Genomic DNA, 15,731 nt, shown 5'->3' with positions numbered 1-15,731 from the left:
ATTTGGATTTTATATTTTGGAATTTTAATTTTTACGGATTTGAAGATGAAACAGACAATACTTTTCCGTTGTAATATTTATTGCCCGTCAAAGCAAAATCAAAAATGTAATCTGCCATTCCGCTGGCTGAAATTGGAGCTTCATAGCCTGGAAATGCTTCTTGTAACATTTCAGTTTGAACAGCACCAAGTGCCAAAACATTAAAAGAAATTCCTTTTTCTTTGTATTCTTCTGCTAATAATTCCGACAACGTAATTACCGCTCCTTTACTCGAACTATACGCTGCCAATCCTGCGAATTTCAAGCTTCCTTGAATGCCTCCCATCGAACTAATCGTTACAACATGACTCCCTTTTTGTAAATAGGGCAAACAAACTCGCGTTAAATTAGCAACGCCAAAAACATTGACTTTATAAATACTTTCGAAATCATTTTGAGAAGTTTCTGCAAAAGGTTTAAGCAATAAAGCTCCTGCATTGTGGATTATTACATCTACTTTTTCCCAAGTTTTAGAAAGAAAATTTTCTACCTTTTGCAGTTCATTTTCATTGGATAAATCGACAGAAAGGCAAGTTATATTTTGGTTCTCGATGAGTGCTTGAGGTATTTTTCTCGAGATGGCTAGTACATTATGTCCAGCATTGGCAAACTGCAATGCCAGTTCATAGCCAATTCCTCTGGATGTTCCTGTGATGATGATGTTTTTCATTTTGCTAAATTAAAAAAAATCCATCAAGTCTAATGGCAAGACCTGATGGATTTTTTAAGAAATAATACCTACAAGTAGTTATTAATACTAAAACCATTTACTCTTTAATAAATTTACTTGTAAATTTTTCATTTCCTGAATATACTTCAATTATGTAAAGACCTGCTGCTAGTTTTTCCACATTTATTTGTGATTTATTAGCTTCTTCTTGAAGCACAACTCTTCCTGTAACATCAACAATAACAATTTTGTCAATAGTTACTGTTTCTGAAAAGTTAATATTCAAGACTGAAGTGGTTGGATTTGGAAACACTGTTACTTTAGAATTTGCTATTTCTAACGTTTCTGTTTCCAGCGTTATGGCATTGTTGTAATTATAAGTTGTTCTTGAGGTATTTGTAAAGGTGTTGCTGTTGCTGTCATAACTAAAACCATTGATTACCGAAATCTTATTGACATAAGGAAAATCTTCTGAAAAATAATCAATCCCTGTTTTGTCTTTAAAAGGATGTACATAAGTACTCATCTGATTTGATGTATCATAAGAATACTCATCTTTATATTGGTAATTTCCTGAATTAGTTTCTATTATTCTGTTGCCAGATGTGTCCAAAACATAGTCTGTTCTGTAAGCTTCATCCCAAGCATTATTGACTTCATTCCAGTCAAATTCTCTTTGGTCTAACAGTTTGTTGTTAGCATTATAATTAAATGTTGCTTTGTAATTATTAATCCATTGTGCGTTAATCCATTTTTCGCCTATATCGGTTGTGGGTCTGTTATTGGCATTGTAAGTAACTGTGGTGCGAGAATCAGATACCCATTGCGAATTATTCCAATTATAGGACAAAGAGCTAATAGGTAAGCTGCTGCTATTGTAGGTTATATCAAATTTCCATTCGTTTATCCAAGCTGCATTTTCCCAAATTTGTGCAACTTGACCTGTGAAGTTACCATTGGTGTAAGTGTAGGTATCTCGGTATTCATTTTCCAACACATTAGTAATACTATTCCACTTTTGACCTATCTCAAGAATAACTTTATTACTTGCATTATAAGTATAAGTGCTCTTACCTAGAATCTTCCATGCGCCATTCTTCCATTCTAAAAATGTTTCTGAAACTAGATTATTGTTACTGTCATATTCATAATTATTACCATAAGCGTTCTCCCAAATGCCATTATTATAATTCTGTTCAATGCTAGACAGTAATTTGTTTTGCCCTTGAGATGCGATAACAAAAAGCATTAAGATAATTGTGTAAAGTTTTTTCATAATTTTTGTTTTTTATTTTCCCTACTCTTTTGATGGATTTTCGGATGCTCCTTTCATTTCTATCTTGTTATTATGGCTACAATACGTTTGAATAGATTGTTCAAAAATGGTTTCTTTTTGATTTTTTTCGCTTTCATCTTTTTCAATAATTTTAGTTTTTCGGGGCATTACATTTCAATTTTGACAAATCAGCTTTTTTTTGAATAACACAGACTATATACTTTGTCTTTTCAAAATTAGAAATTACTAGGCACAAAAAAATCCCTACTAATAGGGATATTTGGAATTAGATTTCAGATGGCTAATTGAAAAATTCAAAGTGATTTTATAAAGTTTTCGCATAGCTAATTTTTTATTTCGTTTAAATACTTTTTTAGGTAACGAAGTCTTAATTGTAGCAAAATTAGTGTAGTCTTATCGCAAAAAAAATACCCCAAAAGGAGTATTTATTATTGAAGTGATTTAGATTATTCCCTGAAGAATACAATTTTTGATGAGTTCAGCGGTAGTTTTAGAATCGGATTTTGACAAAATATTATTGCGGTGTTTTTTTACTGTCAAAACACTGATAAAAAGTTTTTCGGCAATTTGAGTATTGCTTAATCCATTACTGATTAACTTGATAATATCAATTTCTCTTTTAGAAAATTTTTCTAGATACTGATTTTCTCTATCTGGATTCAAATTCATAAACGAAGGCTGGTCATTAAGACCAATAAATGATATTTTATAAGTGTTCGAATTGCTTAAGTGATCTATTCGGGTGTGTATATTTAGTGATTTACCCAATCCGCCATTGTCATCCAATGAAAGCATAAGTGACTGATGATTGAACAAGGCGTATTCTCCGTTTTTCAATCGGAATCTAAAATTGTAACTTGTTTTATAGCTTAGCATCTTTTCAAAACCAACTTTTTTATAAAAAAAATCAGTAGAAACTGCCTCGGCTTTGGTAACAAAATCAATATCGTCTGGATGAATAGCTCCCAAAATATCATTAAAAGAAACTAGCTCTGGATAAAATCCATGAATTTCAGCTATTGCAGGACTAATATAGGAAAGTGACATATCAAAAAAATCGATGATGTAAAAGTAAAATGGTCCTGTGCTGATTATAGCATTCGTAAGTTCATCAAAAGAAATTTGATAAGAAGTATTGTCCTTTGCTATCCTATTGGGATTCCAAATATTATATAGATTTTGTATTTCTGGAATCATAGGATTTTGATTTTCTTAAAACAAAATTAATACAATAAAATATTGAAATAAAACACAATACCTATTAAAGTCAAAAATCACTACAAATGGGTATCTATTATTTATCCAAACCATAATACTTTTTACAAATCTTAAAAACTTGAAAAATAGCCAACATTACAAAAAATATAGAAACAACCATTGGTAAATTGTATGCTGAAAAAGAAAATGCGATTTGAGATAAATAATCCATCAAAAGAATGGCAGTAAGCATCCCTAAAAAAGTGCCGCCCAAAGTCCCAAAAATATAATAAAACTTAAGTTTCTTGACCAATGAAATGGATTTAATATTCAATAAATACAAATTCCAGCCCATCCAAAAAGGGATTTGAAGAAAATTCAAACCGCACAAAACCAAACCAATAAGAAAAGTAGAATACTGAATATAACCTTCCAGATAATGATGTTCTTGAGTCGTTTGATTGGAATTTGCAAAAAATAAATAAGCCAACAACAGGAAGAAAAACACCGCAAAAAAATCAATAAATCGTAGTATTTTTTTGTTTTCAGCCAGTTGATTCGCAAAAATTACGGTAAGATAAATCACAACTGCCTCGATAGTAATGACGCCAAACAAATAAGAAAACAACGAATTTATTCCTAGTATTGAAAAAATCTCTACCCCAATAATATTCAAATAACCAACGGGTAACGAACCCAGAAAGCTTACCAAAAAACCAAAGAATATGTTTTTTAATGCTTTCATGTATTAGAAATTAACTATTTTTTGGCTTTGCTGCAAATGCAATCGATATTCTTTCATCCCTTCTTGATGTGACAAATAAGGAACACCGTTTTTGTGGTTCTCCACACTTATTTTGTACATCAAAGTAATGTGTTTTGCCAATTCTCTCCATGCGAAAAATAGCGAATGCTTTGGATCATAAATATGCGTTGGTTCGCTGGCGGCTCCATTGAGTTCTACTATCGCAAAATTTTCGCCTCGTTCTAATTCTTCTAAATTGTTGTACATAACATCCAATCTTCCGAAATAAAAACCAGGAATCTGCAAACACATTTCGTTAATCGTTTCAGTTAATTTTGGACTAATCCAATGGCTAACGTCTATGAATTTTGCACCACGAGCGTGATTGCCATAAGGCACTAAATTGAGTTTTTCGCCTTTGGGTAAAACGTTTAATAATTGCTTACCGTATTCTAATCTCAAAGCTTTTAATTGCAATGCGTAACGTGGATTTTTCTTGATTAATGCTTCGGTTGTAGCAATGCCATCGCCTTCAATAATCAAAAATTCTTTGGCAACAATTCCTGTTATTCTACCTATTTTTTCATTGGGATAACGCACATAAAAAATACCGACTTCATTTTCGAAAGGAATTAAATCCTGAACTAAATAATCAAAATCAGCTTTCTTATTATACAATTCTAGTTCTTCTGGATTGTGAATTTTTTTGACAGCCGAACCTCGTAAACCAACATCTGGTTTGGCAATGAATGGATATTTTATGTTTGATTTTTCGATTGTTTTTAGAATCTCGTTCAAAGGAGTTGCTTCTTTTATCAATTCGGTTTTAGGGTAATATTTTTGCGGAATCAAATTATAGATTGCCTTCTTGGATTCCATCATAAATCCACCATTTTTTATGGTTGGATTAGACGCATTAAAAAAAAATAACGACTTTACTTTAATGGAATAAAACGCCCAAAGAAAATAAATGGGAATATAGACAATCTTAAACGGCCAGTATTCCCAATGTGTGAGTTTATGTAAAAAAAGTTTCAATTATAAAGGGTTGAATTAAATGATTATAAACGAAGTTTCGATTTCTTTTTGGGCAATCAAATCATAATACAAAATAGCCACTTTATTTTTTTCGATGACTGATTGTGTGATACTCAAGGTTTTCATTTCGTTATTTCGATTGATAACCAAGCCATTTTCTTGATTTTCTTCTTTGGTATAACGATGAAAATAATACATTTCTTTTTCGGAAACCATTGAATTTGAGTCTAGAAAAGAATAAAACCAATGGGTTCTATTTTCTCGAATTTCCTTTGGATACAAAGTTGCCGATGACCAAATGTGATTTTTAGCAACATCTAATTCCGTTGTTTCCTTTTGGTTTCCATCCCAACGCAATTGAAAAAGTTCCTGATTTTGATACAAAACCAAGGTAAAAGGTTCTATTTTTTGTAAATTAATTTCCTGCCAAAAATCCTTTGGCGATATGCTGCTTATGATGTCCAAGACAATCAAACCCCTACTTTTTCTGTAAGGCGATTGTACTTGATGTTTTTCATTCGCTCCATTCAACAAAACCAAAATGGTTCCGTTTTCATCGACTGCAAACCAAGTTCCTCCTGCTTTAGCATCTTTTGGAAAAATAATGTTTTTGTTGTTTATCAAATAATTTCGAGGTTCGATAGCGTTCGGTCGCAACACTTTTTCATCCCGATTAGAAGTAATCATAACTTTGCCATTAGTGGCAACAAAACTTACTGTGCACATTGTTTTCTGTATTCGATGGTGGAACGTGCAACGCCAAAATTATTGTCAATTGTTATGGTTGAAAGTTGTAAAACCGCTACTTTTATCAAGGCTTGATGATGAATACAATGCTCTAAATTATACAACAATTCTCGATAATAACTGGTTTGAGTTTGAATCAAATCGTTTCCTATTTTTTGTTCTAAAACTAATTCTTTGTTTTCTTTTTCTAAATTATTTTGGATACAAACGATTTGTTCAATCGCAAAATCAGTATTGGTTTGCATGAAAACATTTCTTTCTCTTCGGTCATAATTAATGATACCTGAATCGTATTGATTTTCCAAACATTGGAACAACTCAATAATATGACGGGTATGCTCGCCAATACTCGCATTGCTCAAATGAACACACGAATTAGAATATTCTACATTGGATAATTGCTGAAGTAAATCAACCAATTCCTCTAGGCTATTGTTTATGGAGGATACAACCATTTTTACAATTTTAATTTTAATAAATCCGAGATTTTATTTCTATGTTGAAAAACCAAAAATGTACAACAAAGAAAAGTAATTACTGCCAAAATAAATAGCGTTGCACCATCATTTTGCACTTCAATTCCTAAAAAAAACAGATGCGAAAGCAAAGCCCCTGTCATTACTCCCATTCCCATTAACGCACCAAGGAGGCAAGTTTTTGGTATTAAAATTAAAATAGCAGCAATTAATTCTGTGATTCCGGAGCCAATCCTGCCATAAGGTTCTATTCCTAAAGTCGAAAAGATAAAAACACTTTCTTCGGCAGCCGTGAATTTAAAATACAATGTTTGCAGTAAAATTACTGCGGTTACAATTCGGATAAACCAAGTTAGGGTTTTCATAACTTTGACTTATTAATAGATTTTTTTCCAATTACTTTCGGCTTTTTTCTTCAAATTAGCTTCGTGTTTGTTCCAACTTTTGAGCGTATTAGAAAAATAGGCATTGTAAAAAAGGTATAATTTGCCGTCTAAAATTTTAAACGTTTCGGGGTTAATGTCCACTTTTTCGCCCGAATCTCCCATTGCATAAGCGCACCAACCTCCAAATTGTGGTTCAAAAACCGTTGGTGTTTTTAGAAATAGCTCTTTATTGGCAACCGAAGAAAAATGATATTCAACTCCTTGATAAACTGTCGTTAATTCTTTTTTTCCTTTCATGGCTTTATTTTGTTTAAAATAAGCCACAGGGTCATAACCCTGAATCGCAATTTTGTTTTCTAAATTTTAAACGGAGGTTCTTTGAGCGGCTGTTTGTCCAACGCTGGATAAAGTAAATAGTAACGTTAAAAGCAATAGTGTCTTTTTCATTTTATTTTAATGCTTTCGCTGCCGCAATTAAAAGGTCATTTGAAATTCTGTGTTTGAAATCGGGTGTGATATGTTCAAATTGAATTTCAGTATTAGTATTTACAATGAAAACCGTTGGTACAGGTAAAAAGGAATTGTTAATTCCATTTGAACCATTTGAAACGTATTGTTTGTATCCATCGGGTGCTTGAAAAGCAATTCCAACGGCTTTTGCTAATGCTCCATCTGAATCAGACAGTAACAGATAATTTAATTTTTCTTTTTCATCAGTTATTTTCAAATTCTTTGGTGCATCGGGACTTACAGCTATAATTTGATATCCTAAATCCAATAATTCTTTTTCGGCTTGACCCAAAGCTGCCAAATGTAAATTGCAATACGGACACCAACCACCACGATAAAAAACTAAAATGGTTCTTTTTTTAGTAAGTAATTCAGATAAGTTTACATCAATATTGTCAATTGATTTTAATGTCAGATTCGGAATTCTTTCTCCAACGAGTAAGGGAGAAATTTCAGTTGGTAGTTTTGGTAAATCACCTTGTGCTGATGTGATTATCGAAAAGAGTAGTAATGATAAAGTGAATAAAATATTTTTCATGATTGTGGTTTTTAATGTTGAAGAACAAAGATATTTAGGTTGAAAATTACCTATTAGTACACATTTGAATAAAGTTAAAACGAAAATTTATATTGAACAGATAAAACAAAACTTCTGGTCAATCCGTCAGGTCGAATATCTCTGACTACAAAAGGAGTTGCGACTGAAAGTTCAACGCTTTTTCGGTTACTAATATTGTAAGCACTGATCAAATTTCCGTTGATGGTCAAACCTTCTGAACCAACAATAGTTTCTCTTTTTCCAAATATATTTTCGAAACTGTCTTCGCCAAGATGATATATAAAAAGAACATTCGGCTTGAAACTAAATTTCTGATTTTTAGTATTCAAAGTATAAGTAGTTCTAAACAAAGCATCTGGTTGGCGTTCGAATAAATTGGTGGTCGGAAAATCATTTGTTGTAGCATATTCCTTGAAATAGGAATTCTTATTGTTGTTGAAAACCGGAATTTGAACTGCCACATTAAAATCCCATTGGCTGTATTTGAAATTGGTTCCCAAAAACAAATCGAATGTTCCCAAACTCGATTGATAATCCAGCGGTAACGAATAGCCATTGATTTTTAAATTAGAAGCCGTAAAAGGAAATTTCCATCCCAATAAAGCACTCCATTGTTTCTTGTTTTTTTCGGCAAAAGAGTAATTTCCAATCAAATAAGCATCGCCAAAAGCGGCTCTTGTTCCTAAACCTCCATTGGCACTCGAAAAAGTGACTTTTGTACTCAACGCAAATTTTTCATTAAACTGCCTAGTGTAAGAAAGAGTAGGCGATAGATAAGTTAAATCAGATTCGCCTGCACCAAAAGTAGTAGCAATTTCGACCGTATTTTTTAGTTTTTCTTCGGTAGTTTGAAACCCACTTCCGATGGTGCAAATTCCCGCATCGCTACAACCCTGACCATAGGTTAGAACCGCAAATAGAAGTGCAGCACTACTAAATACCATTTTTTTCATAGCAGCTATTTTTGAGTTAATTGAGCAACTGCAAACAAATGATTGTATTGCTGGCAATGAATAAGTACGAATGGATATTGTTTTACATCAACACCATTCGGGATAGAATAAACTGTGGCTGATGTCAAATTGCCGAGATTTACAAATTCAGTTGGAGTAGCAGTTTTAGACAAATACACTTTCAAATCGGGTCCACTAGAAATACTGAAATCAACTAATTCAAGTTTGTTTTGACCGTTGTCTAAAAAAATCTTGGCATTTCCTCTGACCGTTATGCCCGAAGTTGGAGCAAAAACACCTTCATTCTGTAGTGTTGCGGTTCCTTCATTAATAATTGGAGGAGCAGCAACTGCTTGAGTAAGATCGCTTTCTTGTTCGCAAGAAAACAGCAATCCTGAAAGGGCGAGTAACAAAAGTTTAGTTTTCATAATTGATTGTTTTTTGATATATCAAAGGTAAATCAATATGAAAAAGGCAAATGTCGGCTAGTTTACACTGACGTAAAATTAGAAGATTTACAACTTTGTAACGTCCGAAATAATGATTTCTTTTCGGTTGTAAATCAGTAATCCACTAGCTTCCATTTCGTTGAGTAATTGGGTTGCCGTTTGCCTGGAGGTACAAATAATTTGAGCAATATCGTTTTGGGTAAGGTAGTTTTCTAGAACCACTGTATTACCTTCTTTTTTTCCTTCTCTTTCAGCCCAATCTTTTAGAAATTGAAATAGTCTGGTTTTAGCATCTTTAGAAATCAAATTCGAATAACTGTTTCTTATGCGTTTCATTCTCAAACCCAAAAACTTGGTGTAGGTCAAGGCTAAATTGGGGTTTCGCAACAATAAATCTTCAAAATCCGACATCAAAAAACTACAAATCGCTACATCATCCGAAAGGACTTTGGCGTACTCATTGCTTTGATTGTCGGTTTCCAAAGTCAATTCGCCAAACAAATCGCCTTTTTGAATAATGTCTTTTATGGTTTCATTTCCATCCTCATCGACAGCCACAATTTTGATATTTCCTTTTTTTAATAGAAAAATCCGAGGCAAATCCGAGGAAGAAAAATAAATAATTTCTCCTTTTTGTGCTTTTTTAAAACCTGTGATAATACACAATTGCTTGATTTGTCCAAAACTCAATGTTCGAAACAATTTGTGATCACGCAAATACCAATATTTTAATTCTTCGTACATTAGGATGAAATAAGCTAGGGTAAATATATATAAAATTTCAAATACAAACAGAATCAAAAAAAGACAGTCACTAAAAAAAGCAGCAAGAATTAATTTTAACGGTTAGTTTCCATTTTGATTCGTAAATTTGAGCAATGGAAAAAACACAGTATAATGTTATTGGAGTCATGTCTGGAACCTCGCTCGACGGCGTTGATTTAGCACACGTAAAATTCCAATTAATTGATAATAAATGGACTTTTGAAATTTTTGAAACTGAAACCATTGGCTACAGCCAAAATTGGATCGACCAATTAAAATCGGCAGTAGATTTTTCGAAAAATCAGCTCGAAAAATTAAATCAGGAATATACCATACTTCTAGCAAATATCATTTCGATTTTTATCGAAAAGCATACAATTGAAAATCTCGACGCTGTTTGTTCTCACGGACACACGATTTTGCACCAACCCCAAAATGGATTTACATTGCAAATTGGGAATTTACCCGAAATTGCTACTTTAATTCATCAAACGGTGATTTGCGATTTCAGAGTTCAAGATGTACAATTGGGTGGTCAAGGCGCACCTTTAGTTCCAATTGGAGACCGAATTTTATTTTCAGAATATGATTATTGCATCAATTTGGGCGGATTTTCGAATGTTTCTTTCGAAGAAAATGACAAACGAATTGCTTTTGATATTTCTCCAGTAAATACCGTTTTAAACTATTATGCCAATCAACTAGGGTTGAATTATGATGACAAAGGCAAAATTTCTCGAACAGGAAAAATCAATTTTGATTTATTAAATGAGTTAAATGCCTTGGATTTCTACCAACAAACTTTTCCAAAATCATTGGGTTTTGAATTTGTAAAAGGCATTGTTTTACCTTTAATAGAAAGCTACAAAATTTCCATCGAAGATAAATTGCGTACATTTACCGAACACTTGTCTTTGCAAACCGCTTTGGCTTTGCCAAAAAAAAATGGCAGAATGCTCGCAACTGGTGGAGGTGCTTACAATGATTTTCTTATCGAACGTATTCAATCACATTTATCTGAAATGGAAATTATCATTCCTTATCCAAAAATATTAGAATTCAAAGAAGCTTTGATATTTGCCTTGCTCGGCGTTTTAAAATTGCGAAATGAAATCAATGTTTTGAGCAGTGTAACAGGGGCAAAAATGGATCATAGTTCAGGAATAATTTATTCTGAAACGAAATAAATAAAAAATGAGAACATCAAAATTATTCAAGGATTTTTTCGAAAGTGAAAAGGCTGGCGGACTAATCTTAATAGCTTGCACCATCATTTCATTAGTAATTGCAAATTCAGCGTTTGGCTCATCTTATCTTCATTTTTGGCACACTCCTTTTGCTGGACAAGCTATCGAATATTGGATTAACGATGGATTGATGACCATTTTCTTTTTATTGATTGGTTTAGAATTAGAAAGAGAAGTGTATCAAGGCGAATTATCGAATATTAAAAATGCACTTTTGCCTATTTTCGGAGCCATTGGCGGAATGCTCATTCCTGCTGGTTTGTATTTGTTTTTTAATATTGGTACAAACACACAATCGGGAGCGGGAATTCCAATGGCAACCGACATCGCTTTTGCCTTGGGAATATTATCCTTGTTGGGTAATAAAGTTCCTGTTTCGCTGAAAATATTCTTAACTGCATTAGCCGTAATTGACGATTTGGGAGCCATTTTAGTCATTGCCATATTTTATACCAAAACCATTTTCTGGAACAATCTTTTAATAGCTTTAGGAGTTTTTGCTTTATTATTAATCTTCAACCGATTAAAAGTTAGAAACTTAATCCCTTACTTAATTGGCGGTGTGGTAATGTGGTATTTTATGTTAAATTCAGGTGTTCATGCAACTATTACTGGGGTTTTATTGGCTTTTGCGATCCCTTTTGGAAACGGAAATCATTTTTCTACTTCTTATATTTTACAACACTTTTTACACAAGCCTGTTGCTTTTGTAATCCTGCCCATTTTTGCATTGGCGAATACGGCTATTGTTTTGAGTTCGAATATGGGCGAAGTTTTAGCCGAACATTACAGCATCGGAATTGCCTTGGGACTTATCATTGGAAAACCGCTTGGGATTTTCGCCTTGAGTTTATTAGTCGTAAAATCAGGAATTTGTAAACTTCCTAGCGACTTGAATTGGAAATCCATAATTGGTGTGGGCTTTTTGGGTGGAATTGGTTTTACAATGTCAATCTTTGTAACTTTATTGGCTTTTGAAGATGCTACTATTATCAATAATGCCAAATTTATTATACTGCTTTCCTCGTTGATAGCAGGATTAATCGGATTTGTAAGTCTGAAATTTGTCTTAAAAATGAATCGATAACATTTTATTAGCCAACAATTTTTAGTACATTTCAACGTTTTTAGAACTAATACGCTTTATAAATTACCAATGAGTACCACCATTTCTTCAGACCAAAGAAAATCAATAATGATTACTACCGCATTATACGGAATACTGTTATTGATTCTATTTTTTATCCGATTTTGGCCTCCAGCAAACTTGGAAGAATTAACTGGCGGTGGTGGTGGCGGCGGTGTTACTGTGAATTTCGGTGACAGCGATTTGGGTTCGGGAGCCAACTATAAAAGTGAGGTTTTGGATGTTCAAAATCAAGCCAAACAAACACCCAGAGAAGCAACTCCTGACGAATCGATTATATCACAAGACAATTCCGATGAGGAAACTGTGGTGATTCCGCAAAAGGAAAAACCAACAAAACCTACTCCTGTTTTAAAAGAAGAGCCGAAACCGGTTGTGGTACAAAAACCAAAAGTTTCTAAAAATACTGATGATATTATGTCAAATATTTTAAGAGGTTCTAACAAAGGCGGTGATGGCGATGATAAAACCGCTGGAAACAAAGGAAAAGCCAACGGAAGTTTAAGCTCTAACGGATATTATGGAACAGGCGGTTCTGGTGGCGGTTCTGGTGGCGGAAACGGAACGGGCAACGGAATTGGTACAGGAAGTGGTTATGGCTCTGGAAATGGTGGCGGTTCTGGAAGCGGAAGCGGTTATTCGTTAGGCAACAGAAAAGCAATTTCTAAACCAGCTCCAAAATACACTTGTAACGAATCTGGCAGAGTAGTGGTAGAGGTTTCAGTGGACAGAAATGGAAGAACGGTTAGTGCTGTTGCAGGAATAAAAGGTTCTACCAATACCGCAAGCTGTTTATTAGAACAAGCCAAAATTGCTGCCATGAATACCAAATGGGATGCTAGTAGTGATGCTCCAGAAAAACAAGTGGGCAAGATTGTCTATAATTTCAATTTGAATTAAAGGAATTGGGACACGGATTAAACGGATTTACATGAATAAAAAATGCCTCAAATAATAATTTTTTGAGGCATTTTTATTTGGAATACTTTATATTATTTCGGGCTGGTTGCAATCACAAATTTCAAATTATTTTTTACTCCTATTTGCAACACATCTACCAAATCCTGTACTTGCAGGTTGAACGGAATTCGAACAATAACGGTTTGGTCTTTCTCGGAACTGATTTTTGACATTAATGTCGTTTCTAGTTCTTCGAAGGAAACAGGTTCTTTGTCGAGATAGAATTTCTTGTCTTCAGTAACGGACAAACTAATGTATTGTTTGTTGGTTTTTTCGTTGGATTTGGCTTTTGGCAAAGTCATTTTAATCACATTTGGATTGGCCAAAGTAGATATAATCAAGAAAAACAACAACAAGAAAAACATAATATCACTCAATGAAGACGTGGCGACTTCGGCGTGGAATCTTCTTTTTCGTTTTATAGACATCGTTATGCTTTTTGGATAATATTTACAAACTCTAATATTTGCTTTTGAATTTTCAACGCAAAATTATCAATTCTTCCATTCAAAATATGGTAGCCACTATAAGCAATAATACCCACAATTAATCCCGCACCACTACTAATCATTTTTTCATACAATCCGCCAGAAATATTTCCGATACTAATGTTTTCGGTTACGGAAATACTATAGAAAATTTTGATAACTCCCGAAATTGTTCCTACGAATCCTAGCGTTGGCGCAATACCAGCAATAAGTCCCAAGTGTCCTAAATGTTTTTCCATTTCGCCAATTTCGATATCGGCAGCACGATCCATATTCGATTCAATTTCAACAATAGGTCTTCCAATAACCGAAATTCCTTCTTTTAGGATGTTTCCTGATGAAGAATTACTTCTTTCGGCAATAGATCTCGCTATTTCTAAATTGCCCGAATTCAATTGATCTCTAACGTCTCTCATCAAAAGAGGTTCTATTTTAGATGCTTTTTGAATGTATAAATAACGTTCTATAATCAAATAAAAAGTGTAAAATAATAAGAAAGCAATTGGAATCAAGAAAAAACCTCCCTTTAAAATAAACTGTAAAACCGAAATTTCGGTAGTGGGAGCGATGTTTTCTACTACTGCTCCTGTAGCAGCATTGGCGATAGTGTCGGCTTGTAATTGTATTAAACTAAACATAAATTATTATTTTACTCATTAATTCTAAAAAATATTTCAAATTTGCAATAAAGATACTTTTCGATGTACAATTAAACTAAAAAAATCGAAAAATATTTCAATCCACTCCTATTTTATTCAAAAATGAACTATCAAGAAATTACCAACTGGATGTTTAATCAGCTCCCCATGTACCAACTTCAGGGTGCTTCGGCTTATAAAAAAGATTTAACCAATGCGCATTTACTCGCCAATCATTTGGGCAATCCAGAGCAAAAATTGCAATGTATTCACGTGGCTGGAACCAACGGAAAAGGTTCTACTTCGCACATGCTGGCATCGATACTTCAGGAAGCGGGTTATAAAGTTGGTTTATACACTTCGCCTCATTTACGAGATTACAGAGAGCGCATCAAGATTAACGGTATCGAAATTTCGGAAGAATTTGTCTGTGATTTTATCAATACCTATAAAGTTTTTTTTGAAGCCAACGATATGAGTTTCTTCGAAATGACCGTTGGTTTGGCTTTTGATTATTTTGCCAAAGAAAAAGTAGATATTGCCATTATCGAAGTGGGAATGGGCGGACGATTAGACGCTACTAATATTATAAGACCGCTAGTTTCAGTAATTACGAATATTGCATTAGATCATACTCAATTTCTAGGAAATACGCTAGAAGCAATTGCTTTTGAAAAAGCAGGTATCATCAAACCTGAAATTCCAGTTGTTATTGGCGAATATACTACTGAAACAAAACCTGTTTTCGAAACGAGAGCCAAGGAAAATAATTCTGAAATTTATTTTTCATCAGAATTAATTTCACAAACCTATCCATCGGATTTAATTGGCGATTATCAGGAACACAATAAGAAAACAGTTATTCAAACCTTAGCTGTTATCAATGAACAAAAGCAATTTCAAATTACCGAAGCTAATATCAAATCTGGTTTGTTGCATGTCATAAAAAATACTGGATTAGAAGGCAGATGGCAACAATTAGGTGAATCTCCAAAAATTATTTGCGACACAGCCCATAACAAAAATGGATTGGAAATCGTGATGAAGCAAATCCAAAAAGAAAAATTTGATACTCTACATATTGTTTTAGGTGTTGTAAACGACAAAGATTTAGCTGAAATTTTGCCTTTGTTTCCTAAAAATGCCATTTATTATTTCTGTAAACCCAATATTCCTCGTGGACTAGATGCTAAAATGCTACAACAAAAAGCATCCCAATTTGAATTAAAAGGTAAAGTATTTGATTCTGTTTCAGATTCTTATCATCAGGCATTGCAAAATGCTTCCAAATCAGATTTCATTTATCTTGGAGGCAGTACCTTTGTTGTTGCAGAAATTTTATAATTTTTTCATTATTTTACTTGTAAATACGGAAAAGGGATGTATATTTGCACTCGCAATAACGCAAGACATTGCAACC

At 33.4% G+C, this 15,731-nt stretch carries 20 protein-coding genes; 4 read left to right on the top strand and 16 right to left on the bottom strand.

Annotation, left to right across the window (positions count from 1 at the left end):
• Window positions 1–31: 31 nt before the first annotated feature.
• The 14 genes from OZP15_RS15545 to OZP15_RS15480 all read right to left on the bottom strand — a co-directional run bounded on the left by OZP15_RS15545 (window position 32) and on the right by OZP15_RS15480 (window position 9,810).
• The gene (locus OZP15_RS15545) at window positions 32–709 is read right to left on the bottom strand and encodes an SDR family NAD(P)-dependent oxidoreductase (protein ID WP_269226349.1); all 678 of its coding nucleotides are present in this window, start codon (window positions 707–709) and stop codon (window positions 32–34) included.
• 97 nt (window positions 710–806) lie between these two features.
• Window positions 807–1,985 (bottom strand): T9SS type A sorting domain-containing protein, encoded by a 1,179-nt coding sequence (locus OZP15_RS15540; RefSeq protein WP_281336579.1) that lies wholly within the window; start codon window positions 1,983–1,985, stop codon window positions 807–809.
• A 21-nt stretch (window positions 1,986–2,006) separates the two neighbouring features.
• The gene (locus tag OZP15_RS15535; protein WP_269226346.1) at window positions 2,007–2,153 is read right to left on the bottom strand and encodes a hypothetical protein; all 147 of its coding nucleotides are present in this window, start codon (window positions 2,151–2,153) and stop codon (window positions 2,007–2,009) included.
• A gap of 294 nt (window positions 2,154–2,447) precedes the next feature.
• Window positions 2,448–3,203 carry a LuxR C-terminal-related transcriptional regulator gene (locus OZP15_RS15530; protein WP_281336578.1) on the bottom strand — a complete coding sequence of 252 codons (756 nt, stop codon included), beginning with the start codon at window positions 3,201–3,203 and terminating at the stop codon, window positions 2,448–2,450.
• Between the two features lie 97 nt (window positions 3,204–3,300).
• On the bottom strand, window positions 3,301–3,948 hold the full coding sequence (locus OZP15_RS15525) for a hypothetical protein (protein WP_269226344.1): 648 nt from the start codon (window positions 3,946–3,948) through the stop codon (window positions 3,301–3,303).
• 3 nt (window positions 3,949–3,951) lie between these two features.
• Window positions 3,952–4,830, bottom strand: a complete 879-nt coding sequence (locus tag OZP15_RS15520; protein WP_349293272.1) for a D-alanine--D-alanine ligase — start codon at window positions 4,828–4,830, stop codon at window positions 3,952–3,954.
• 171 nt (window positions 4,831–5,001) lie between these two features.
• The gene (locus OZP15_RS15515; protein WP_281336577.1) at window positions 5,002–5,712 is read right to left on the bottom strand and encodes an NRDE family protein; all 711 of its coding nucleotides are present in this window, start codon (window positions 5,710–5,712) and stop codon (window positions 5,002–5,004) included.
• Window positions 5,700–6,188: a DinB family protein gene (locus OZP15_RS15510; protein WP_269226341.1), complete on the bottom strand. Its 489-nt coding sequence runs from the start codon at window positions 6,186–6,188 to the stop codon at window positions 5,700–5,702. The genes OZP15_RS15515 and OZP15_RS15510 overlap by 13 nt, the downstream gene beginning before the upstream one ends.
• Window positions 6,189–6,190: 2 nt before the next feature.
• On the bottom strand, window positions 6,191–6,574 hold the full coding sequence (locus OZP15_RS15505) for a DoxX family protein (RefSeq protein ID WP_269226340.1): 384 nt from the start codon (window positions 6,572–6,574) through the stop codon (window positions 6,191–6,193).
• Window positions 6,575–6,586: 12 nt separating this feature from the next.
• Window positions 6,587–6,937, bottom strand: a complete 351-nt coding sequence (locus OZP15_RS15500; protein ID WP_281337494.1) for a YHS domain-containing (seleno)protein — start codon at window positions 6,935–6,937, stop codon at window positions 6,587–6,589.
• Window positions 6,938–7,043: 106 nt separating this feature from the next.
• Window positions 7,044–7,643: a peroxiredoxin-like family protein gene (locus OZP15_RS15495; RefSeq protein WP_269226339.1), complete on the bottom strand. Its 600-nt coding sequence runs from the start codon at window positions 7,641–7,643 to the stop codon at window positions 7,044–7,046.
• A 74-nt stretch (window positions 7,644–7,717) separates the two neighbouring features.
• Window positions 7,718–8,617, bottom strand: coding sequence for a hypothetical protein (locus tag OZP15_RS15490; protein ID WP_269226338.1), 900 nt, complete (start codon window positions 8,615–8,617; stop codon window positions 7,718–7,720).
• Window positions 8,618–8,622: 5 nt separating this feature from the next.
• On the bottom strand, window positions 8,623–9,045 hold the full coding sequence (locus tag OZP15_RS15485) for a DM13 domain-containing protein (protein WP_281336576.1): 423 nt from the start codon (window positions 9,043–9,045) through the stop codon (window positions 8,623–8,625).
• 87 nt (window positions 9,046–9,132) lie between these two features.
• Window positions 9,133–9,810 (bottom strand): Crp/Fnr family transcriptional regulator, encoded by a 678-nt coding sequence (locus OZP15_RS15480; RefSeq protein ID WP_281336575.1) that lies wholly within the window; start codon window positions 9,808–9,810, stop codon window positions 9,133–9,135.
• A 134-nt stretch (window positions 9,811–9,944) separates the two neighbouring features.
• Here OZP15_RS15480 and OZP15_RS15475 point away from each other — a divergent pair, with 134 nt between their 5' ends.
• From OZP15_RS15475 to OZP15_RS15465, 3 genes are all read left to right on the top strand, one after another.
• Window positions 9,945–11,018: an anhydro-N-acetylmuramic acid kinase gene (locus tag OZP15_RS15475; RefSeq protein WP_281336574.1), complete on the top strand. Its 1,074-nt coding sequence runs from the start codon at window positions 9,945–9,947 to the stop codon at window positions 11,016–11,018.
• Window positions 11,019–11,025: 7 nt separating this feature from the next.
• Window positions 11,026–12,165, top strand: coding sequence for a Na+/H+ antiporter NhaA (gene nhaA / locus OZP15_RS15470; RefSeq protein WP_269226334.1), 1,140 nt, complete (start codon window positions 11,026–11,028; stop codon window positions 12,163–12,165).
• A 69-nt stretch (window positions 12,166–12,234) separates the two neighbouring features.
• Window positions 12,235–13,125, top strand: coding sequence for an energy transducer TonB (locus OZP15_RS15465; protein WP_269226333.1), 891 nt, complete (start codon window positions 12,235–12,237; stop codon window positions 13,123–13,125).
• A gap of 92 nt (window positions 13,126–13,217) precedes the next feature.
• Here OZP15_RS15465 and OZP15_RS15460 read toward each other — a convergent pair whose 3' ends face one another.
• Together OZP15_RS15460 and OZP15_RS15455 are read right to left on the bottom strand one after the other, a co-directional pair.
• Window positions 13,218–13,613 (bottom strand): ExbD/TolR family protein, encoded by a 396-nt coding sequence (locus tag OZP15_RS15460; protein WP_269226332.1) that lies wholly within the window; start codon window positions 13,611–13,613, stop codon window positions 13,218–13,220.
• A gap of 2 nt (window positions 13,614–13,615) precedes the next feature.
• On the bottom strand, window positions 13,616–14,311 hold the full coding sequence (locus tag OZP15_RS15455) for a MotA/TolQ/ExbB proton channel family protein (protein ID WP_269226331.1): 696 nt from the start codon (window positions 14,309–14,311) through the stop codon (window positions 13,616–13,618).
• Between the two features lie 123 nt (window positions 14,312–14,434).
• On the opposite strand from OZP15_RS15455, the gene OZP15_RS15450 reads away from it, so the two are divergent.
• The gene (locus OZP15_RS15450) at window positions 14,435–15,655 is read left to right on the top strand and encodes a bifunctional folylpolyglutamate synthase/dihydrofolate synthase (RefSeq protein ID WP_281336573.1); all 1,221 of its coding nucleotides are present in this window, start codon (window positions 14,435–14,437) and stop codon (window positions 15,653–15,655) included.
• Window positions 15,656–15,731: the final 76 nt, after the last annotated feature.

It is taken from the genome of Flavobacterium eburneipallidum (assembly GCF_027111355.2).
Lineage (GTDB): Bacteria > Bacteroidota > Bacteroidia > Flavobacteriales > Flavobacteriaceae > Flavobacterium > Flavobacterium eburneipallidum.
This window is presented reverse-complemented; position numbering and strand designations above follow the sequence as displayed.